The organism is Actinomadura napierensis (assembly GCF_039529375.1).
In the GTDB taxonomy this organism is placed as follows: domain Bacteria; phylum Actinomycetota; class Actinomycetes; order Streptosporangiales; family Streptosporangiaceae; genus Spirillospora; species Spirillospora napierensis.
Genome location: NZ_BAAAMR010000079.1, coordinates 1 through 19,436 on the forward strand (window position 1 = coordinate 1; position 19,436 = coordinate 19,436).

The 19,436-nt window shown below is 74.3% G+C and carries 16 protein-coding genes; 3 read left to right on the forward strand and 13 right to left on the reverse strand.

Going from position 1 to position 19,436, the window contains the following annotated elements; genetic code table 11:
- Positions 1–114: 114 nt before the first annotated feature.
- Entirely contained in the window at positions 115–1,041 is a 927-nt protein-coding gene (locus ABD296_RS34380; protein WP_344277064.1) for an LLM class F420-dependent oxidoreductase, read from the reverse strand.
- 44 nt (positions 1,042–1,085) lie between these two features.
- On the reverse strand, positions 1,086–2,132 hold the full coding sequence (locus ABD296_RS34385; RefSeq protein ID WP_344277068.1) for a hypothetical protein: 1,047 nt from the start codon (positions 2,130–2,132) through the stop codon (positions 1,086–1,088).
- A gap of 225 nt (positions 2,133–2,357) precedes the next feature.
- Here ABD296_RS34385 and ABD296_RS34390 point away from each other — a divergent pair, with 225 nt between their 5' ends.
- On the forward strand, positions 2,358–3,389 hold the full coding sequence (locus ABD296_RS34390; RefSeq protein WP_344277071.1) for a glycoside hydrolase domain-containing protein: 1,032 nt from the start codon (positions 2,358–2,360) through the stop codon (positions 3,387–3,389).
- 88 nt (positions 3,390–3,477) lie between these two features.
- Here the strand turns inward: ABD296_RS34390 and ABD296_RS34395 are convergent, their stop codons facing one another.
- From ABD296_RS34395 to ABD296_RS34410, 4 genes are all read right to left on the reverse strand, one after another.
- Positions 3,478–3,975 carry a DUF6221 family protein gene (locus ABD296_RS34395; RefSeq protein ID WP_344277074.1) on the reverse strand — a complete coding sequence of 166 codons (498 nt, stop codon included), beginning with the start codon at positions 3,973–3,975 and terminating at the stop codon, positions 3,478–3,480.
- A gap of 79 nt (positions 3,976–4,054) precedes the next feature.
- The gene (locus ABD296_RS34400; RefSeq protein ID WP_344277077.1) at positions 4,055–5,242 is read right to left on the reverse strand and encodes a GNAT family N-acetyltransferase; all 1,188 of its coding nucleotides are present in this window, start codon (positions 5,240–5,242) and stop codon (positions 4,055–4,057) included.
- An 85-nt stretch (positions 5,243–5,327) separates the two neighbouring features.
- On the reverse strand, positions 5,328–6,644 hold the full coding sequence (locus tag ABD296_RS34405; RefSeq protein ID WP_344277172.1) for a class I SAM-dependent RNA methyltransferase: 1,317 nt from the start codon (positions 6,642–6,644) through the stop codon (positions 5,328–5,330).
- A 67-nt stretch (positions 6,645–6,711) separates the two neighbouring features.
- Entirely contained in the window at positions 6,712–8,745 is a 2,034-nt protein-coding gene (locus tag ABD296_RS34410; RefSeq protein ID WP_344277080.1) for an APC family permease, read from the reverse strand.
- 225 nt (positions 8,746–8,970) lie between these two features.
- Between ABD296_RS34410 and ABD296_RS34415 the strand changes: the two genes are divergently transcribed.
- Both ABD296_RS34415 and ABD296_RS34420 read left to right on the forward strand, forming a co-directional pair.
- Positions 8,971–9,636: a potassium channel family protein gene (locus tag ABD296_RS34415; RefSeq protein ID WP_344277083.1), complete on the forward strand. Its 666-nt coding sequence runs from the start codon at positions 8,971–8,973 to the stop codon at positions 9,634–9,636.
- Complete coding sequence (locus ABD296_RS34420) at positions 9,636–10,295, forward strand: potassium channel family protein (RefSeq protein WP_344277085.1); 660 nt, start codon at positions 9,636–9,638, stop codon at positions 10,293–10,295. Before ABD296_RS34415 ends, ABD296_RS34420 begins: the two co-directional genes overlap by 1 nt.
- A 76-nt stretch (positions 10,296–10,371) precedes the next feature.
- On the opposite strand, the gene ABD296_RS34425 is transcribed toward ABD296_RS34420, so the two are convergent.
- The 7 genes from ABD296_RS34425 to ABD296_RS34455 form a co-directional block, all read right to left on the reverse strand.
- Positions 10,372–11,106 (reverse strand): DUF3159 domain-containing protein, encoded by a 735-nt coding sequence (locus ABD296_RS34425; protein WP_407061545.1) that lies wholly within the window; start codon positions 11,104–11,106, stop codon positions 10,372–10,374.
- 61 nt (positions 11,107–11,167) lie between these two features.
- Positions 11,168–11,590 (reverse strand): OB-fold nucleic acid binding domain-containing protein, encoded by a 423-nt coding sequence (locus tag ABD296_RS34430; protein ID WP_344277087.1) that lies wholly within the window; start codon positions 11,588–11,590, stop codon positions 11,168–11,170.
- A 65-nt stretch (positions 11,591–11,655) separates the two neighbouring features.
- Positions 11,656–12,480 carry a hypothetical protein gene (locus ABD296_RS34435; RefSeq protein WP_344277089.1) on the reverse strand — a complete coding sequence of 275 codons (825 nt, stop codon included), beginning with the start codon at positions 12,478–12,480 and terminating at the stop codon, positions 11,656–11,658.
- 115 nt (positions 12,481–12,595) lie between these two features.
- On the reverse strand, positions 12,596–13,951 hold the full coding sequence (locus tag ABD296_RS34440; protein ID WP_344277093.1) for an FtsX-like permease family protein: 1,356 nt from the start codon (positions 13,949–13,951) through the stop codon (positions 12,596–12,598).
- Between the two features lies 1 nt (position 13,952).
- Positions 13,953–14,765 carry an ABC transporter ATP-binding protein gene (locus ABD296_RS34445; RefSeq protein WP_344277096.1) on the reverse strand — a complete coding sequence of 271 codons (813 nt, stop codon included), beginning with the start codon at positions 14,763–14,765 and terminating at the stop codon, positions 13,953–13,955.
- A gap of 129 nt (positions 14,766–14,894) precedes the next feature.
- Complete coding sequence (locus tag ABD296_RS34450; protein ID WP_344277099.1) at positions 14,895–15,230, reverse strand: SdpI family protein; 336 nt, start codon at positions 15,228–15,230, stop codon at positions 14,895–14,897.
- A complete protein-coding gene (locus ABD296_RS34455; RefSeq protein WP_344277102.1) occupies positions 15,227–19,402 on the reverse strand; it encodes a HEAT repeat domain-containing protein in 4,176 nt (1,391 codons plus the stop codon). The genes ABD296_RS34450 and ABD296_RS34455 overlap by 4 nt, the downstream gene beginning before the upstream one ends.
- Positions 19,403–19,436: the final 34 nt, after the last annotated feature.

Genomic DNA, 19,436 nt, shown 5'->3' on the forward strand with positions numbered 1-19,436 from the left:
CGGCAACCCCGGAGAACGGCCCGCGGCGAGGACGCGCGCTCCTCCATGGAGCGCACGCCCCGCCGCGGGCCGTCGCCGTATCCGCCCAGGGACGTCGCCGTCCTCCGGACCACGTCAGAGCTTGGCGAGCACCTCCGACGCCAGCAGCTCCAGGTGCTCCAGGTCGCTCAGGTCGAGGACCTGCAGGTAGAGCCGCTCGGCGCCCAGCTCCCCGAACTGCCCGATCTTCTCCACGACCTCGGCCGGCGTGCCCGCCAGGCCGTTCTGCCGCAGCTCGTCGACACTCCGGCCGATGGCCTCGGCGCGGCGCGCGATCTCCGCCTCGTCCCTGCCGCAGCACACGACCTGGGCGGCGGAGTACACGATCGGCTTCGTCCGCCCGGCCTCCTGGCAGGCGGCCCGGACCCGGTCGAACGCGCCGCCGGTGTCCTCGACCTGGTGGAACGGCACGTTGTACTCGTCGGCGTAGGCGGCGGCCAGGCGCGGCGTCCGCTTCGGCCCGAAGCCGCCGAGGATCACCGGCGGGCCGCCCGCCTGCGCCGGCTTCGGCAGCGCCGGCGAGTCGGTCAGCGTGTAGTGCTCGCCGTCGAAGGAGAACGTCTCCCCCTCCGGCGTGCCCCACAGCCCGGTGACGATCCGGATCTGCTCCTCCAGCCGCTCGAACCGCTCGTTCAGGCTGGGGAACGGGATGCCGTAGTGGGCGTGCTCCTCCTCGAACCAGCCCGTCCCGATGCCGAAGTCGACGCGGCCGCCGCTCATCTGGTCGACCTGCGCCACCGAGATCGCCAGCGGGCCCGGGTAGCGGAACGTGCCGGCCGTGACCAGCGTGCCGAGCCTGATCCGGCTCGTCTCGCGGGCCAGCGCGCCCAGCGTGACCCAGGAGTCGGTCGGGCCCGGCTCGCCCGAAACGTCGCCCATCTTGGTGTAGTGGTCCGACCGGAAGAAGGCGTCGAACCCGAGGTCCTCCGCCGCCTTGGCGACCGACAGCAGTGTTTCGTAGCTGGCCCCCTGCTGGGGCTCGGTGAAGATCCGTAGACGCATGGGTCCATCCTCGTACGCCCGCGTCCGTGCCCGCGCCACCGGACCTACCTGTCCGACCCCCGCTTGGGCTCAGGGCTCTTCGCGTGCGCCTTCTTCGCCGGGTGCTTCGCGTGGTGCTGCTTGCTCCCCGCCTTCTTCGACGGGCTCTTCTTGGCCGGGCTCTTCTTGGACGGGGCCTTCGCGGCCGTGAGCCTGGTGCGCATCGACGCGGCGTTGTTGCCGGGGTTGAGGTCCATGGTCGACGAGGTGACCCGCGACCGGTACCTCAGGACCTTCCCGGCCCGGACGTTCCCGGCCGGCATCACCCTGAACCGCAGCGTCCGCGTCTCACCGGGCCGCAGCGCGCCGACCCCGCAGACGAACCCGGTGTCCTCGGGGATGCACGCGGCGTTCCCGGCGAGCAGCCGCACCGGCCCGCTCGCGTGGACGAACACGTTCTCGGCGGTGGCCGGGCCCCGGTTGCGGATCTTCATCTCGTACGGGATCGCCGTGCCGGCCCGCGCGGTCGCCGGGGCCGTCCTCGACACGGCGAGGTCGGCCGTCCGGGCGACGCGCGCCACGGGGAAGTCCGCGGCGGCGCGCTTCTTGCGCCAGGTGACCGTCGCGGGGATCCGGAGCGCCTCGTCCGGCTTGGCGCTCCTGGAGACCTTCGCCCGGATCATCCCGGCGACCGTCTCCCCCGCCCTGACCGGACCGAGGTCGCACTCGACCGTCCATCCGCTGGACGCGCAGTCGCGCCGTCCGGAGACGAACTCCAGCGACTTCGGCAGCGTCGCGCGGAACACCGCCCGGCCCGCCTTGCCCGGGCCCTTCGCCGTCACCGCGAACGGCCAGTCGTAGGTGCGCCCCGGGACCACGGTCCTTCCGGGGCCGCTGGTGTGCAGCCGCACCGACCGCGCCGGCTTCTTCTGCTTGACCGGCGCCTTGTGCGGCTTGGCGTGCCCGTGCCCCTTGCCCTGGCCGCTCTTGTGGCCGTGATGGGCCTTGCCGCCGGACGGCCCCGGGCCGTCGGCGTGCGCGGCCGGCGCCACTCCCAGCAGCGGGGCGGCGGCCAGCACCGCGAGCCCCCGCGCGCCGACGCGCCCCGTCATCTTCCGGATCACCGTGGAACCCCCTGTGGCCTGCGCCTTCTTGCGGACAGGTCCGTTGTAGCGAGCGCACGGGGATTCCGCTAGCGCCACGTCGGCGTGTCGTCACCGACAGTCACATCGGGCGGAACGGTCTCTTCCGGGCGATCAACCTCGCGAATCTCCTGCGGCGAAAAGGGCACAAGCTGTTGAATCGGCGATGACCTGGATCCGAATCATGGAGTTGACATGGCTGTCTTCGGCGTCGACTACGCGTGGGGACGCCCCGGCGCGGCCGCGCTGAAACGCGCCGGGGCGAAGTTCGCGTGCCGGTACCTTTCACACGACACCACCGGCAAGAACCTGACCCGCGCGGAGGCGGACGACCTGTCGGACGCCGGCCTGTGGCTGGTGGTGGTCTGGGAGACCACCGCGAACCGGGCGCTGGACGGCAGGGCCGCCGGGAAGGCGGACGCCGAGGACGCCGCGAGCCAGGCGGCGGCCTGCGGCATGCCGGACGACCGGCCCATCTACTTCGCGGTCGACTGGGACGCCTCCTCCTCGCAGCAGGACGAGATCAACGCCTACCTGGACGGCGCCGCGTCCGTCCTCGGCCGCGACCGGGTCGGGCTGTACGCCGGGTACGGCCCGGTCAACCGGGCGTTCGACGCCGGGAAGATCGCCTACGGCTGGCAGACCTACGCCTGGTCGGGCGGCCGCTGGGACGGGCGCGCCCAGCTCCAGCAGTACTCCAACGACCACACGATCAACGGCGTCGGCCTCGACTACGACCGCGCCGTGAAGGACGACTATGGGCAGTGGCGCGTCGGCGTCTCGCCCGAGGAGGACGACGAAATGCCGAGCTACGTGTCCGTCGGCACGAACAAGGAGCAGCAGCTGCCCGCCGGCCAGTGGACCAACGTGAGCTGGCAGCACGACTACGCCGACTCCGAGCACCAGCACAGCGACGCGGGCGGCCCGAGCGTCCTGTGGGGCTCGGCCTACTACTCCCTGACCGCCGCGGTGACCGTCACCGGCGTGCCGGCGGGCACGCTGATCCAGGCCCGCGCGGTCGAGGTCGACGCCGAGGACGACAGCAAGGTCACCGGCGGGCCCGTCCAGGACTACGTGTCGGCCGGCGACCAGACCCACATCGTGTACTCGCTCGGCGCCGACACCGTCGGGGACGGCTACCGGGTGCGGTTCCAGGTCGTCCAGCACGGCGACGCGGCGGCCAAGGTCGCGACCGGCGGCAGCGCCAAGGTGTTCTTCTGGCGGTAGCCGCCTCGGTCGCCGCACCGGCGCGCCCCCGCCGGTGCGGCGATCGGCCGCGCGGTGCCGTGCTCCGGCGCCGTAGCGGCGGCCGGGTTCAGATCGCGCAGGCTCGCTGGTACGCGGGATGGTCCGCGTACGGCGCCGCCAGCAGCCGCACCGTCGTGCACCCTCCTGCGGCTGCGGGCTCGCCGCATCCCGCGCAGGCGCCGCGGCCGTCCGGCCGGTGCATGTCGAGCAGCAGCCGTTTCGCGCGGACCTCCGCCACCACCCGGGCCGGCGAGTGCCGGGCGATATGCAGTGCGGTGCCCTCCTTGACGAACGGCACGTCCAGCACGTGGTGCGGCCCGAATCCCGGACGGCTCTGCCACGGGTAGGTGCCGGTGCTCCGCATCGAGACGGGGCGCTGGAGGTGGTCCATGGGCCGCCGGCCCAGCCTGAGCCGCGCCCCGCTGCCCGGGTCCACCCACTGCCAGCGCTCGTCCCCGGACAGGTCCCGGCCGCCGTTCGGGCGGCTCCGGTAGTCGGCCGCCCAGCGCGCCGTGCTCTCGTCCTCGGCGAGCCGTGCCCGTACGAACTCCACCAGATCGCTCAACGCCGTCCCCATCACCCGCAACCGCCATGGACCCGGCATGATCCTGCCACGATGGGGATCCGGGACGCTGCGGGACGGATCAGAAGTCGTCGTTGGTGTAGGGCGCCAGCGGGACGGCGAGCGCGGCGTCCAGGCGCGCGGCGGCGCCGGGCGTGTGCTCGGTGACGGCGCCGATGCGGACGAGCGTCGACACTCGGGTCCCGCCCAGGTAGACCGCGCCGAGGTCGGCGGCGCTCAGGGACAGGTCCGGGGCGTCGGCGGTGGGCTCGCAGGCGGGCGCGGTCCCGGTCGCCAGCCGCCACCGGCCGTGGTTGGCGGGGATCCGGGTGTCCGCCACGTCCAGCACGAACGTGCCGGCGGACGCCCACGACCGGGCCCGCAGCGCGGCCGGGACGTCGATCAGGCGCAGCCACATCGCACCGTACGCGCCGGTCACCTTGACCTGGTCGGGGTCGGCGGCCATGTGCGGCAGCAGGTCGTCCACGGGGCGGCTCGGCGCCTTGATCCGCGAGGTGAGGTCGATGCCGGCGAGGTACTGCCAGAGGGCGGCCTCGACCCGCGCGTCCGTGGCGACGAGGTCCTCCAGGCGGACGGTCCCGCGGCCCGTCCGGTAGATCGCGTAGCCCTCGGGATGCACCACGACGCGCGGCGCGGTCAGCTGGTCGTCGCTCAGTTCCTCGTCCGGCAGGATGTTGCGGGTCCACCATTCGGCGTCGCGCACCAGCCCGCCCGGGCGGAGCGACAGCGCGGCCTCGTGGAGCGGGCCGAGGACGGCGGGGGCGTCGGCGGGGGCCACCAGCCGCAGCGGGCGCGGGTCGGGCTCGGTGCGCAGGGCCAGCGGACGGGAGGTGTCGACCTCCAGCTCGACGGCCCGGTCGGCGAGGCCGAAGCCGTAGCGGCCGTAGATCGCGCCCTCGGACGCCCACAGCGCGGCGACCGGCCGGCCGGCGGCGGCCGCGTCGGCGTGCATCCGCTCGATCATGGCGGACAGCACGCCGCGGCGGCGGTGCGTCGGCAGCACGCCGACCGCGGTGACCGCCGAGCAGTCGACCGTCCCGCCCGGGACGGCCAGCCGCATCGGCAGCGCGGCGAGCTGGCCCGCCCGCACGTCGCCGACGCGGGCGCCGATGCGCTCGGCGCGCCGCATCATCCAGCGCCAGCGCTCGTAGTCGCGTTCGCGGATGCGCTGGTGGAACACCAGCCCGGAGAAGTCGATCATTTGGTCCAGGTCGTCCTCGGGGACGTCCCTGATCTCCAGATCGGTCATTCACCCAGCGTATGCAGTGCCGCAACAGATTTTCCGGCCGCCCGGCCCGGCCGCCCGGCCCGGCCGCCCGCTCGGTGGGCCGGGCTCAGCCCCTGACGAGGGTGGCCAGGCACTCCACGTGCTGGGTCATCGGGAATGCGTCGAAGGCGCGCAGGGTCTCCAGCGTCCAGCCGAGCTCGCTGAAGTAGCCGAGGTCGCGGGCGAGCGTGGCGGGGTCGCAGGACACGTAGGCGATCTTGCGGCCGGCGATCCGGGTGATCTGCCCGACCACGTCGCGGCCGGCCCCGGCGCGCGGCGGGTCGAGGACGACCACGTCGGCGCGCCGGACGCGGGCGCCGCCCTGGTGGCCGCCGCCGCGCTTGTTCTGCGCCTTCCCCGCGCCGGACGCGCGGCCGAACTCCAGGTCGGCGACGACCTCCTCGACGGAGCCGCGCTCGATCGAGACGTTGGTCAGGTCCCGCAGGTTGAACCGGGCGTCGCGGACGGCCTGCCCGTCGGACTCGACGCCGACGACGAGGCCGTCCGGGCCGATCCGGTCGGCGAGCACGCCGGTGAACAGGCCGACGCCGCAGTACAGGTCGAGGGCGATGTCGCCGGGCTTGGGCTCCAGCGCGTCGAGCACCGCGTCGGCGAGCAGCTGCGCCGCGCCCGGGTGGACCTGCCAGAACCCGCTGCCGCTGACCTGGAACAGCCGCCCGGACACGCTCTCGCGGACGTACGGCAGGTTCGCGCCGGGCTCGGGCTTGCCGCGCACCAGCCGGACCGGGACGTCCAGCCGGGGCACCCGGATCTTGCGGCGGTCCCGGCCGCGCAGCACGACGAGGCGGTCGCCGGTGGTGGCCGACACGATGCCCTCAACGCCGGACGCGCCGGGCCAGCGCTTGCGCTCGATGCCCATCAGCTCGACGCCGGGGTGCGCGATCAGGCACTCGTCGACCGGCTCGACGTCGTGCGAGCGGTGCCGGCGCAGGCCGACCGCGCCGCCGTCCACGGCGAACTGGACGCGGGTCCGCCAGCCGAGCCCCGGCGGCGGCGTCACCTCGCCGTCCACCGGGTACGGGACCTCCTCGACGACGACCGTGCGGGTGATCCCGGCGAGCCGGCTCAGCTGCTCCTCGACGACGGCGGCCTTGAGGGCGCGCTGCGCGGGCAGCGAGGCGTGCTGCCAGTCGCAGCCGCCGCAGCGGCCGGGCCCGGCGAAGGGGCAGGGCGGCTCGACCCGGTCGGGGGACGCCTCGAGGATCTCCACGGCGTCGGCGCGCAGGAAGTTCTTGGTGCGGTCGGTGACCCGGGCCCGCACCCGCTCGCCCGGCAGCGCGTGCCGCACGAACACCACGCGGCCCTCGTGCCGGGCGACGCAGAACCCGCCGTTGGCGACGTTGCCGACCTCGAGTTCGAGCATGTCCGGTTCACTGTCGGCGCCCGCGGCGGAGGAACGTCCCTCCGCGCCCGGCGCGACGTCGTCGCGTTCAGTCACGGTCCGCAACACTACCGCCGGACGGGCGCGCTTCGACCCGCGGCGGGCGCCGCGACGAGCCCGGCCCGGGCGGCTCCAGCCGGCCCTTCAGCCGGTCGGAGGAGTGCAGCTGCCAGGCGACGCTGGTGACCATGACGCCGGGCTGGAACAGCAGCCGGCCCTTCAGCCGCAGCGCGCTCTGGTTGTGCAGCAGCTGCTCCCACCAGTGGCCGACGACGTACTCGGGGATGAAGACGGTGACGACGTCGCGGGGGCTGCGCCGCCGGACGCTCTTCACATAGGCCAGCACGGGCCGGGTGATCTCCCGGTACGGGGAGTCGAGGATCTTCAGCGGGACCGGCATGTCCAGGGCGTCCCACTCGGCCTGGAGGCGCTGCGACTCCTCGGCGTCCACCGCGACCGTGACGGCCTCCAGCGAGGACGGGCGGGTCGCGCGGGCGTAGGCCAGCGCCCGCAGCGTCGGCTTGTGGATCTTGGAGACGAGGACGATCGCGTGGTTGCGGGCCGGCAGCGCCACGTCCTCGCCGGAGGGCACCAGCTCCTCGGCGACCCGGTCGTAGTGCCGCCGGATCGCCCGCATCAGCAGGAACAGCAGCGGCATCGCGATGCACACGATGTAGGCGCCCAGCAGGAACTTGGTGAGCAGCACGACGACGAGGACGATGCCGGTGAGCGTGGCGCCGAAGGCGTTGATGGCGCGGGAGGTGCGCATCCGCCGCCGCTGCGCCGCGTCGGTCTCGGTGGCCAGCAGCCTGTTCCAGTGCCGGACCATGCCGACCTGGCTGACGGTGAAGGAGACGAAGACCCCGACGGTGTACAGCGGGATCAGCCGGCTCACCGACGCGTCGTAGGCGTAGATCAGCAGCCCGGCCATGGTGGCCAGGATGATGATGCCGTTGCTGAAGGCCAGCCGGTCGCCGCGGGTGTGCAGCTGGCGCGGCAGGTAACGGTTCTGCGCGAGCACGGACGCCAGCACGGGGAACCCGTTGAACGCGGTGTTGGCGGCGAGGAAAAGGATCAGCGCGGTCATCACGGTGACCAGCCCGAACCCGACCTCGAAGTTGCTGAACACCGAGTGCGCGACCTGGGCGATCACCGGGTCGGCGTCGGTGACCTCCTTGCCGGTGGCCGGGTTGATCAGATGGCTGCCCTGGTCGGGCGCGGCGAACTTGGCGTGCGTGATGTAGGCGAACGCGGTCACGCCGCCGAACATCGTCATCGCGACGACGCCGAGCGCCAGCAGGGTCTTGGCGGCGTTCTCGCCCTTGGGCTTGCGGAACGCGGGCACGCCGTTGCTGATCGCCTCGACGCCGGTGAGCGCCGCACAGCCGGAGGAGAAGGCTCTCAGCAGCAGGAACACCAGGGCGAACCCGGCGATGCCCGTCTCGTCCCCGTGGATCTCGTAGTGCGCGGTCTCCGCGTCCAGGTTCGTGCCCAGCACCAGCCGGGCGAGGCCCCACAGCAACATGGCGACGATCGAGAACATGAACAGGTAGGTCGGGATCGCGAAGGCGACACCGGCCTCCTTGAGGCCGCGCAGGTTGCCGATGGTGAGCAGCACGACGATGCCGATGGCGACGGCCACCTCGTGCGGCTGCATGAACTTCAGCAGCGCGCCGAGGTTCTCCACCCCGGACGACACCGAGACGGCGACGGTCATGACGTAGTCGACGAGCAGGGCGCTGGCGACGACCACGCCCCAGTTCCCGCCGAGGTTGGTGGTGGCGACCTCGAAGTCGCCGCCGCCGCTCTGGTAGGCCCGGACGTTCTGCCGGTACGACGCCACGACCGTGAGCAGGATCACCACGACGGCCGCGGCGACCCAGGGGGTGTAGTGGTAGGTGGCGAGACCGGCGGCGGCGAGCGCGAGCAGGATCTCCTGGGGGGCGTACGCCACCGACGACAGGGCGTCGCTGGCGAAGATCGGCAGCGCGACCCTCTTCTTCAGCAGCTGCTCGTGCTGCTGAGCGCTGCTGAGGGCGCGGCCGAGGATGAGCCGCTTCGCAAGGTCCGGAACCTTTGACACGGAAGGAGAGCCTAGCCCGTCCGCCCGGTATGCTCCCCGGCCCCCGGCCTGTGGCCGGGCGGGTAGTGCTCGCCTGGGCGGATGTGTAGTTTTGCAGCCCGGCAGGGATCATTCAGGAAAGCGATCCTCGGGTGCAGCACGGCGTCGGCGGACCGGCGGCGGATGCCGTGCACGGCGCGGGGGGTACAGGGGGGACGTCCCCCCTGGACGGAAGAGGGAACGGCCGTGCATATCGTGATCATGGGGTGCGGGCGGGTCGGGTCGACGCTCGCCCACATCCTCGAGGACAAGGGCCATACCGTGGCCATCATCGACCAGAGCCCGGAGGCGTTCCGCCGGCTGCGCAGCGGCTTCAAGGGCCGCCGCATCACCGGGTTCGGCTTCGACCGCGATGTGATCGTCGAGGCGGGGATCGAGAACGCGGACGCGTTCGTCGCCGTCAGCAGCGGCGACAACTCCAACATCATCTCGGCCCGGGTGGCCCGCGAGACGTTCGGCGTCGACAACGTGGTGGCCCGGATCTACGACCCCCGGCGCGCCGAGGTGTACCAGCGGCTCGGCATCCCCACGGTGGCGACCGTCCGCTGGACCGCCGACCAGATCCTGCGCCGGCTGCTGCCCGAGGGCGCCGAGCCGCTGTGGCGCGACCCGACCGGCGCGGTGCTGCTCGCCGAGCTCGACTCCGGGCACCTGTGGGTCGGCGAGAAGGTCGGCGAGCTGGAGGAGCACGCGAACTGCCGGGTGGCGTTCCTGTCCCGGATGGGCGAGGCGCTCGTGCCGGAGCGCAACACGGTGATCCAGGACGGCGACATCGTGCACATCATCGCCCGCGCCGACGAGGTCGAGCGGATCAACGCCGCGGTCGCGGCGCGGAACGAGGAGGGCTCCTGATGCGGGTCGCGATCGCCGGGGCCGGCGCCGTCGGGCGCTCCATCGCCCAGGAGCTGCTGGAGAACGGCCACGAGGTGCTCCTGATCGACAAGAGCCCGAAGGCCATCAAGGTCGAGATGGTGCCGCGCGCGGAGTGGCTGCTGGCCGACGCGTGCGAGATCTCCGCGCTGGACGACGCGGCGCTGGAGCGCTGCCAGGTGGTGGTCGCCTCGTCCGGCGACGACAAGGTCAACCTGGTGGTGTCGCTGCTCGCCAAGACCGAGTACGGGGTGCCGCGGGTGGTGGCGCGGATCAACCATCCGAACAACGAGTGGCTGTTCAACGAGTCGTGGGGGGTGGACGTCGCGGTGTCCACGCCGCGGCTGCTGTCGGCCCTGGTGGAGGAGGCCGTCAGCGTCGGCGACCTGGTCCGGCTGATGACGTTCCGGCAGGGCGAGGCGAACCTCGTCGAGCTGACGCTGCCCGAGAACGCGCCGCTGGGCGGCGAGCGGGTCGGGTCGGTGAGCTGGCCGCGCGACACGGCGCTGGTGGCGATCCTGCGCGAGGGGCGGGTGCTGGTGCCGACGCCCGACGACACGCTGGAGCCCGGCGACGAGCTGATGTTCGTGGCCATCCAGGACGTGGAGGACGAGCTGGCGGAGCTGCTCGGCGGGCGGTGAGGCGCGGAGGGGGCGGCGGGCCCGTCCCCTCACCGCCTCGTCGGTGGCCGGGTGGGCCGGGCGGGCCGGCGGCGGGTCAGGCGGCCTCGGGCTCGTCGGGGCCCGCGCCGGCGGGGAGCGGGGTGCGGCCGCGGGCGAGCAGCCACACCATCGAGGCGAGCGCGGCGACCTGCAGCGGCCAGCCCATCACGATCTTCGCGGGGCCGAGCAGCCCGCTCTGGTCGCCGGCGGCGAGGTAGATCGGGTACTGCACGGCGACCCGCAGCGCGCACGGCAGCACCAGCAGCCAGGTGAGCCGGGAGCACAGCCTCACGATGCCGGGGTCGGAGCGCCAGGCGGTCGGGTCTCCGGTGACGGAGCCGATGATGAAGCCGACGATCGGCCAGCGCACCACGATCGAGAAGATCATCGCGGCGGCGTAGCCGGCGTTCAGCATGATGCCGGGCAGGAACGCGTCCTCGGCCTTGCCGGAGCGCAGCGCGAAGAACGCGGCGATCGCGATGCCGACGAGGCTGTTGAGCACGAACTGCACGCTGGTGCGCTGCGCGATGCGGAGCACCAGCAGCACCACCGCGGCGCCGGCCCCGACGCCGACGGCGAGCTTGATGTCCTTGGCGGCGACGTAGGTCGCGGTGAAGCCGATGGTGGGCACGGCGGCCTCGATCATGCCGCGGATACCGCCGAGCGCCTTGCTGAGCTGGGCGCGCACCGCCGCCTCGACCGTGTCGTGCGCGCTGTCCCCGCCGGGCGCCGCCGCGGGGCCGGCCGCGTGCGCGCCGGCCGCCGCCTGTGTCGCTTCCCGTTCGCTCACATCGCACTCCAGGCCGTATCGCCGCGGTGGACGGCCCCCGGTACCGCAGGGTGCGGCCGGATCAGGAACCGCCGCGCAGCTCGTATCGCGGATTGAACATGACCTTGCGGCCGTCCTGCACGCTGACCAGCCCCTCGGCGCGCAGCCGGCGGCCCGGGTCGATGCCGGCGATCCGCCGCCGGCCGAGCCAGACCAGGTTGATCACGTCGGTGCCGTCGTAGAGCTCGGCCTCCAGCGCGGGGGCACCGCCCCGCGGCCGGAGGGTCACCGTACGCAGCGTACCCGCCACGCAGTGCCGCTTGCGCGCCGAACATGCGGTGATGGGGGTCGCGCCCTCGTCACCGGTCGTCTTCTGCAGTTCCTCGGCTTCGAGCTCGGCCTTGCTCGCCCCCATGCGCCGCAGGAAGCGCCGCAGTCCGCCCTTGCCCCGGTCCGGCGGGGCCGGGTCGGTCTCCGGCGATGTGCGGGCCGAAACGTCGTCCATAAGTGGAAGCGTATGGCATCACGGTGCGAATCGGACCGGTGGACCTGCCGGTGGAACCGCCCGTCTCAGCCGGCGGCGAAACGGACGGCGGAAACGGCGATGACGGCGGCGGCCACGACGCCGTAGGCGGAGGTGGCGAGCGCGACGGTCCGGACGCGCCGTCCCTCGGTGAGGCCGGTGAAGGTGAGCAGCCAGGCCAGCGCCGGCAGCACCAGGACGGCGTGCATCGTCACGAAATGCGCGGGCTTGAGCGCGACGGCGACGTGGTAGGCGGCCTGCTGGTGGCCGCCCTGCGCCTCGGCCACCCCCCTGGCGATCATCGCGGCGCCGGACGCCAGCGCGAGCATGAGGGCGGCGAACCCGGCGCGCAGCGCGAGCCGCATGCTCGGCGCGGTGCCGGGGTTCGCGCGGAACGCGGCGACGGTCAGCGAGACGAGCGTGATCACCAGGATGGCGCCGCCCGCGGCGAGCAGGCGCGTGACGAGCGTGTCGAACCCGGTCTCCATGTTGAAATGGGACGGGACCTTCCGCCACGCCTGCGTCGTGATCAGTGCGACCTCTGCGACGCAGTCGGCCGCGAACACGCCGAGCAGCACCCGCCGGGCGCGCTCCCCGAGCCGGACGTATGAGCTCACCCAGGCAATGGTGATCAGTGTCAGCCCGAACGAGAGGCCGAACGTGACGGGTTTGCGCCAGGACACGGGGCCCGTCCAGGGGCCGCCGTCCACGGCGAAGACCAGCAGGTGGAACAGCCCGCCGAGCATCAGCAGCCCGCCGACCGCGTAGCAGGCGCGCTCGATCCGCCGTCCGCCCGTCCAGAAGCCCGGGACCGCTCGCACGGCGTCCGCCGGCGCAAGCCCGCCGCGGACCGCGCCGGCCGCTCCGTCCATGTCTCCTCCAAATGAGTGAGTGCTCACCCAGCATACTCTCGTCCATCGACTTGCGGCGAGTCGTCGTTATGGGACGGCCCATAACGACGACTCGCCGCAAGTGAACGGGGTTCGGTCAGGCGGTGACGGCCTCCACGGCCGGGGTGCGGAGGGTGCGGCGGGCGGAGCCGAGGGCCGTGACGCCGGTCAGCACCGCGGCCAGGGCGACGACCCCGACGTAGATCCACACGCTGCCGTCCGGGACGGCCGAGCCCCGGCGGGCGACGCCGAACGGGACGATCGTGAAGACCGAGGCGACCGTGCCGCACACCACGCCGATCACGGTCAGCGCCGCCGACTCCAGCGCCACCGTGCCGAGCACCTGGGCCGGGGTGGCGCCCGCCAGCCGGGCCTGGCCGAACTCGCGGCGCCGGTGCGCGGTCGCCGCGATCAGCGTGTTCACCAGCATGATCGCGGCGAACAGCACCACCATGCCGATGACCACGAGGTTCAGCGTCGCGATGTCCTTCTGCTCCGCGGTCGCGGCCAGGCCCGACTCCTCGGTCGCGGCGTTCTCGGTGGCCTGCAGGAACAGCGTCCCGACGGCGATGCCGGTGAACAGGACGACCGGGGTCACCGCGGACGCCATCGCGCCCGTCCGCCGCCGCAGGTTGGTCACCGCGAGGTCACCGGCGACGCCGAACGCGCGCAGCGGACCCGCCAGCAGCGCCGTCGCCCGCCGCACGATCACCGGGGCGAGCAGCGCCAGCCCGATCGCGGCGAGAATGTCGGCCTGCCCGGACGTCGCCATCGCGTCGCTGCCCTTGCCGCGCATCATCGTCATCGTCACGACGGCCTCGTCGACAGCGAGGAAGAGGAACAGCCCGGCGAACACGGCGCGCTTCTTACTCAGCCGCCCCCTGTCGACGGCCGCCGCCATCAGCGACTCGGTGACGCGGACGCGCCCCGCACGGCGCGCGGTGATCAGCGCGGCGATCGCGGCGGACGCCAGCGTGACGCCGATGCCGGTGCCGAGCGCGACCATCCCGAAGGAGTAGGACACATTGTCGGGGACCTGATCGGTGCCGTGCAGCAGCCCGAGCAGCCCGCGCCCGGCCAGCGCCCCCGGAAGGACGCCGAGCAGCGCCGCCGCCACCGCCAGGCCCGCCGCCTCACCGACGATCATGCGGGTGAGCTGCGCCGGCGTCGCGCCGACGCTCTTCAGCAGCGCCATCTCCGACGCCCGCTGCCGCACCGACAGGGTCAGCGTGGAGGTGACCGCGAAGACCACCAGCAGCAGTCCCCAGCCGCCGACCACCGTCGCCATCGTGGTGAGGGTGGACCGGGTCTGCCCGGTCGCCCCGCTCGCCTCGGCCGTGTCGAACATCGAGGCGAACGCCATGATGATCGCCGAGCCGAGGAACATGGACAGGAAGCTCGCCGTGAACGCGCTCGCGCGCTTGCGCAGGGAGCGCAGTGCCAGACCGAACATCTCACACCCCCGCCTGCGTGCGCGCGGACGTCCGCTGCCGCTCGACCTCGTCGGCCAGATGCGTCATCCGCTCGGCGACCGCCTCGGCGGTCGGCGCCGCCTGGTGGCCGACGATCCGCCCGTCCGCCAGGTACAGCACCGCGTCGGCGTGCGCCGCGGCGACCGGGTCGTGCGTCACCATCACCACCGTCCGCCCGTACACCCGGACGGCCTCCTGCAGGAGCCCGAGCACCTCGCGGGCGCTGCGGGTGTCGAGCGCGCCGGTCGGCTCGTCCCCGAACAGGATCCGCGGCTCCGTCACCAGCGCCCGCGCGATCGCGACGCGCTGCTGCTGCCCGCCCGACAGCTCCGCCGGCAGGTGCCCGAGCCGGTCGCCGAGCCCGACCCGACCCAGGACCTCCCGCGCCCGGTCCCGGTCGACGCGGCGGCCCGCCAGCTTCAGCGGCAGCGTCACGTTCTGCATGACGGTCAGGGTCGGCAGCAGGTTGAACTGCTGGAAGATGAACCCGATCCGCTGCCGCCGGAACTTCGTCAGCGCCGCCTCGCCGTCGCCGGACAGCTCCGCGCCGTCCACCACGACCCGGCCGGCGCTCGGCCGGTCCAGCCCCGCCGCGCACTGCAGCAGCGTGCTCTTGCCCGACCCGGACGGGCCCATCACCGCGGTGAACGACCCGGACGGCAGCGACAGCGACACCCCGTCCAGCGCGACCACCCGGTTGCCCTCCGCGCCGTAGACCTTCCGCACGTCCTCCAGCCGAAGCGCCTCACCGGGGGACGGGACCGCCCCCACCGGGTGCGCCTTGCGTCCGAACATCGCCTTCACCTCTCCGCCAGGCGCCCCCTTGTAGAGCGCCTCCGGAGATGAAGTTACGGACGGCGAAGGCCACGGAGGATGGGTCCAGCACGCCGGTCGGGGTAGGCAAAACCCCACCCCCGGACGGCGCTATCTACGGCGCAGAGCGGCGTGACCTGCGGCGGTCCCCTTCAGCGCCAGGACGCCGGTCAGAACGGCCCCGACCCCGGCCGAGACCGAGGACGCGAGCTGCGACGGGACCGCCAGCGCGACCACGCCCGCGACGGCCAGGACGACGCCCGCGCCGAGCATCCACGGGCGCGCGGCCCGGTGCACGGTCAGCCACGACTCGTCGTCCCTCATGCTCTGCCGGGTGCGGATGCCGGCGAAGTGGTTGCGCCCGATCCGGCCGCCGGCGGTCAGCTCGCCCACCACCACGAGCAGCGCGCCCGCCGCGACCAGCGTGACTCCCAGATAGATGCTCAATGCCGCCCCTCCGATGCTCCATGAACATCATCCTCGGAAGCGTTGATCTGCGCCAACGGGGCGGTATAGCGGGATTTGAGGTCGGGCCGAGCGCGCCCGGCGGCGTGCCGGAGCGCCGGGACCGCAACCGCGCCGAAGCGGACGAGCCCGTCCCCGGCGGCCCGCCGGACATGGGGGTTCGGATGCAGGAGCAGGCCGACCAGCCCGGGGATCGCGGGCTCCCAGACCGCGTGGCTGAGCGTCCGGATGGCCGAGCGGACGACCTCCGGCTCGGGATCGTCCAGCAGCCGGACGGTCTGGTCCAGGTACGCCGCCCGGCCCAGCACCCGGCGCGACACCCGGTGCGCGTGCAGCCTGACCTTCGTCTCGCGGTGGCCGATCAGCTCGGCGAGCAGTTCCTCCAGCCCGTCCTCGCGGCGCTCGGCGAGGCGCGCGAGCGCGCGCCGCACCTCCCTCGCGCCGCCGCCCGTCGCCTGCCGGAACAGCAGCTCCCGCGACGGCTCCCGCGCCGCGGCCGGCTCGTGCCGCCGCATCGCCGCCAGCGTGGTCGCGTCCTCCTCGGCGGCGCCGGGGGGCCGCAGCGGGCCGTCGGTCAGGACGAGCCGGTCCGCCAGGTCGTCGCGCCCCTCGGCGCGGAGCCGCCGTACCGCCCGGTCCAGCACCGGCGTACGAGTCGTCTTCCGGCCGGCGATCAGTTCGAGCAGCCCCCACGCACCGTCCGCCAGCCGCTCGGCGATCATACCGGCGATGGCGTCGGCGGAGGCCTGCCGCAGCACCTCGCGGGCCCTGGCGTCGCCCTGCTCCCAGCGCGATATCAAGGCTGGGACGAACCGGTCAAGATCCGCTCCGTAGAGATGCGCCGCCAGGCGGACGAAGCGGTCGCCGTCGGGTATCTCGGGCTCGTCCGCCAGGACGTGCGCCAGCTCCCAGGAGGCCGGCACGCCGTCCCGTCCGTCCAGGAACGCCCGGAGGACCGCGCGCCCGCCCTCGGGCCCCGGCCAGTCGAGCAGCGCGCGGGCCGCCCGCGCCCGCTGGTCGGCCGGGCCGCCGTCCAGCATCGACATCAGGCGCCGCCATTGCGCCGCGGACGGCGGCTGGTCGAGACCGTCGGGCCGGGGCGCCCTCGGGCCGGGCTCTTCGCGGGTCTCCGCCGGTGCCCGGGGCGGGGTGCCGAGCGGCCGCAGCGCTTCCATCCAGTCGAGCAGGGCCTGACGCACCTCGCCGGGAGCGTCCGGGAAGACCCCGATCAGCGCGTCGAGGTTCGGGGCGGGCTCGTCCGCGCGGTCGCGGAGCCGCCGGAGCGCTTCGGGCTCCCGGATCGCGTGCCTGATCGCCTCGCGTGCGGACTCGGTCCCTTCCAGCGCCTCCTGTGTGAAGGCGGCACGCAGGACGGCTTCCTCCTCCGCCGCCGGATCGGTGCCGTGCCGCGCCGCCGCGAGCGACCGTTCGAGGTCGTCCCTCGTGACCACGGCCCCGCACAGCCCCAGCACGACGATCGACGCGGTGCTCGGCGGCAGCGCCCGCACCCGCTGGGCGATCCGGTACCTCTCCCCCGCCCCGAGCCGCGGCACCACCGCCGTCACCAGCTCCCGAAGCCGCCTTGCGTCCGGGAGCGCGCCGTCGCCTCCGGGAGGTGCCGCGTCGACGACCAGGGCCTCGACGAGGAGCGCGGCGGAACGCGCGAAGATCTCCAACTCCGTCGCCGTCCACGGCGGGTCGCAGATGTCCACGACGAGTCGCAGCGCACGCGGGTCCGACGCGGCGAGGTCGAGCCAGTGGGGCAGCAGCGGACGCAAGCCGGTGATGGTCGCCTTGCCGTGCGCCCGCGCGTCGAGGACGCGGCGAGCGATCGCGGCGTCCCAGCCGTGCTCCACAAGGCCGCGAACGTCAGCGACGTCGGTGTTCTCGGGGAGCCTGCCGTGGGCCTCGGTGTCCCACCTGGGGTGACGCTGCCCGAGGTCGGGGGCGAGGGCGGGCAGGGCGGCGTGGAGGAGGGCGCGGGTGCGGTCGTCGGTGGCCTGGTCCGCCGCCGCGAGGACGACGGCGGCGGCCGCGTCGCCGAGCACCGCCCGCAGCGCCTTCGTGAGGTGTTCGCGCAGGCCGGGGTTGTCGTGGCGGCCCAGCCAGAACAGCGCCTTCGGGACGGCCTTCGGGCCGCCCGCCGCCACGAGGGCCTCCGCCGCGGTCTTCTTGACGCTCATGTCGGGATGGTCGAGGCAGTCTGCGATCGCGGCGGCGGCCCAGGTCGCGTGCGCCTCGGCGAGGGCGCGCAGCGCCTGGCGGACGGTCGGCGGGTCGTCCGCCGAGACCAGCCTGACCAGGCTCGCCGACAGCACCCGGGCGCCCGCGGCATCGGTGGAGAACAGCGCGATCGCATGGCCTCGGACGCGCCCGTCGCGGTGCCGGAGCAGCGGATGGACGCGCGCCCTGGTCCGCCGGTACGGGGCACCGCGCAGGACGCCGAGCAGGATCGCCTGCTCGGCGGTGGTGAGGCCCGGCCGGTCGAGGAAGTCGAGGACGGTGCTCGCGAGCAGGGCGTTCCCGGCGGTGCCCGGCTCGTCGGCGTCCAGCAGGCAGCGCGGGCGCAGGGCGCCGCGCCGGAAGAGCCGCTCGCCGAGGCCGCGGACGGCGGTCGCGACGTCGTCCGGGACGGCGGGTTCCGGGCCGGGGTCGCCCGGCGTCCACGACGCGGCCAGGCCGGACACCACGCGCAGCAGCAGGTCGGCGATGGCGGGCAGGGTGGTGGCGTCGCCGTTGCGGGCGAGCCGGCGCAGCGCCCCGGTGGGGTCGCCCGGGTCGGGGGCGGCGCGGAGCACGGCCAGTTCGCGGGGGTCCGGCCCGCCGAGGTCGTCGGCGACGCGGCGCGGCAGGTCGCGGGGATCGAGCCGGTCCAGCAGGGCGCGGCGCCGGCCGGGATCGCGGTTCAGGTGCCACAGCAGTTCCAGGGCGCGGTGCCGGAACGGGGACAGGTGCGGGGCGACGTCGCCGCCGTCCAGGCCGAGCCCTGCCCAGAGCACGTCGGCCGTCCGGGGGCCGCCGACGGCTTCGAGCGCGTCGAGGGCCTCGCGGGGCGCTACGGGCAGCAGCGCGAGGACGGTCTCCTCCGCCGCCGGATCCCGCAGCTCGCGGAGCGCCCGCAGGAACGGGCGGGGGTCGGCGGCGTCCCGGGCCGGCCGCGCGACGGCGTCCGCGACGCCGAGCCCCGGCGCGCCCTGCGCGTCGAGCGCGACGAGCAGGTCGAGCCGGCGGCGCCAGGACCCGCCGTCCGCCGCGGTCAGCTCGCGCAACGCGTCGCGGCGGCAGGAGAACAGGACCGCGGCGACGTCGTCGGCGGGGACGCGCCGGTCGGCGAGGGCCAAGGCGATGATCGCGGGAACGTGGCGTCCGGCGGGGAAGTGGCCGCGCCGGTGCAGGCCCTGCAGGCAGGTGACGGCGGGGCCGGCGAGCAGCGGCGGGTCCTGGGCGGCGGTCGCGAGCAGGGCGTCGATGTCGTCGCGGCCCGCGAGGTCGCCGAGCAGCTCCAGCGCCCTGCGGCGCGGCCGCGGGGGCCGGGACGGGTCGGCGGCGGTGTCGCGGAGCAGGTCCCGGTGCCCGTGCCGGGCGGCGACGTCGATCGCGACGTCCACCGGTCCGGTGCCGAGGTACCGGCGGACCCGCTCGTGCGGCAGCGGGTCGAGCGCCGCCCACGGTTCGGCCAGCTCGCGCAGCGCCTCCGGGACGTCGGCGGCGAGCCCCGCCAGGATCTCGCGGACGGTGCGGGGCGGCAGCAGGGCCGCGTGCAGGGCGTCCCGGACGAGCCGGGCGGCCTCGGCGCGCAGGACGGCGTCGGGCCGCGAGGCGAGGTCCCGGACGAGCGACTCCGGATCGGCGGCGTCGGCCGCGCGGAGCGCGTGCACCGCCTGGTAGAGCGGTTCGCCGGCCGGCTCGTCGCGGACGTTCGCGCGGCCCGCGGCGAGCTCGGCGCTCAGCCAGGCGATGCGGACCGCGGCGGGCAGCCCGGCGGACCGCCAGTCCGGCCAGGACCGGGCGCGGCCCCGCAGGTGCAGGCGCGCCAGCGCCAGCGCGGCCTCGGGCGGCCCGTCCAGGGCGGGCGGGGGCGCAGCGGCCGGGTCCGCCGCGATCCCGGCGTCTGCCAGACCGGCGAGGCGCACGGATTCCGGCACGGAGGTCATGCCGGTGATCCTAGGAGGCCGCCCGCTCCGCCAG

Excerpts from the sequence above, each read along its gene's own strand:
- ABD296_RS34380 (WP_344277064.1), bottom strand. The coding sequence starts at position 1,041 with ATGCGTCTACGGATCTTCACCGAGCCCCAGCAGGGGGCCAGCTACGAA.
- ABD296_RS34385 (WP_344277068.1), bottom strand. The coding sequence starts at position 2,132 with ATGACGGGGCGCGTCGGCGCGCGGGGGCTCGCGGTGCTGGCCGCCGCC.
- ABD296_RS34390 (WP_344277071.1), top strand. The coding sequence starts at position 2,358 with ATGGCTGTCTTCGGCGTCGACTACGCGTGGGGACGCCCCGGCGCGGCC.
- ABD296_RS34400 (WP_344277077.1), bottom strand. The coding sequence starts at position 5,242 with ATGACCGATCTGGAGATCAGGGACGTCCCCGAGGACGACCTGGACCAA.
- ABD296_RS34405 (WP_344277172.1), bottom strand. The coding sequence starts at position 6,644 with ATGCTCGAACTCGAGGTCGGCAACGTCGCCAACGGCGGGTTCTGCGTC.
- ABD296_RS34420 (WP_344277085.1), top strand. The coding sequence starts at position 9,636 with ATGCGGGTCGCGATCGCCGGGGCCGGCGCCGTCGGGCGCTCCATCGCC.
- ABD296_RS34430 (WP_344277087.1), bottom strand. The coding sequence starts at position 11,590 with ATGGACGACGTTTCGGCCCGCACATCGCCGGAGACCGACCCGGCCCCG.
- ABD296_RS34435 (WP_344277089.1), bottom strand. The coding sequence starts at position 12,480 with ATGGACGGAGCGGCCGGCGCGGTCCGCGGCGGGCTTGCGCCGGCGGAC.
- ABD296_RS34440 (WP_344277093.1), bottom strand. The coding sequence starts at position 13,951 with ATGTTCGGTCTGGCACTGCGCTCCCTGCGCAAGCGCGCGAGCGCGTTC.
- ABD296_RS34445 (WP_344277096.1), bottom strand. The coding sequence starts at position 14,765 with ATGTTCGGACGCAAGGCGCACCCGGTGGGGGCGGTCCCGTCCCCCGGT.
- ABD296_RS34455 (WP_344277102.1), bottom strand. The coding sequence starts at position 19,402 with ATGACCTCCGTGCCGGAATCCGTGCGCCTCGCCGGTCTGGCAGACGCC.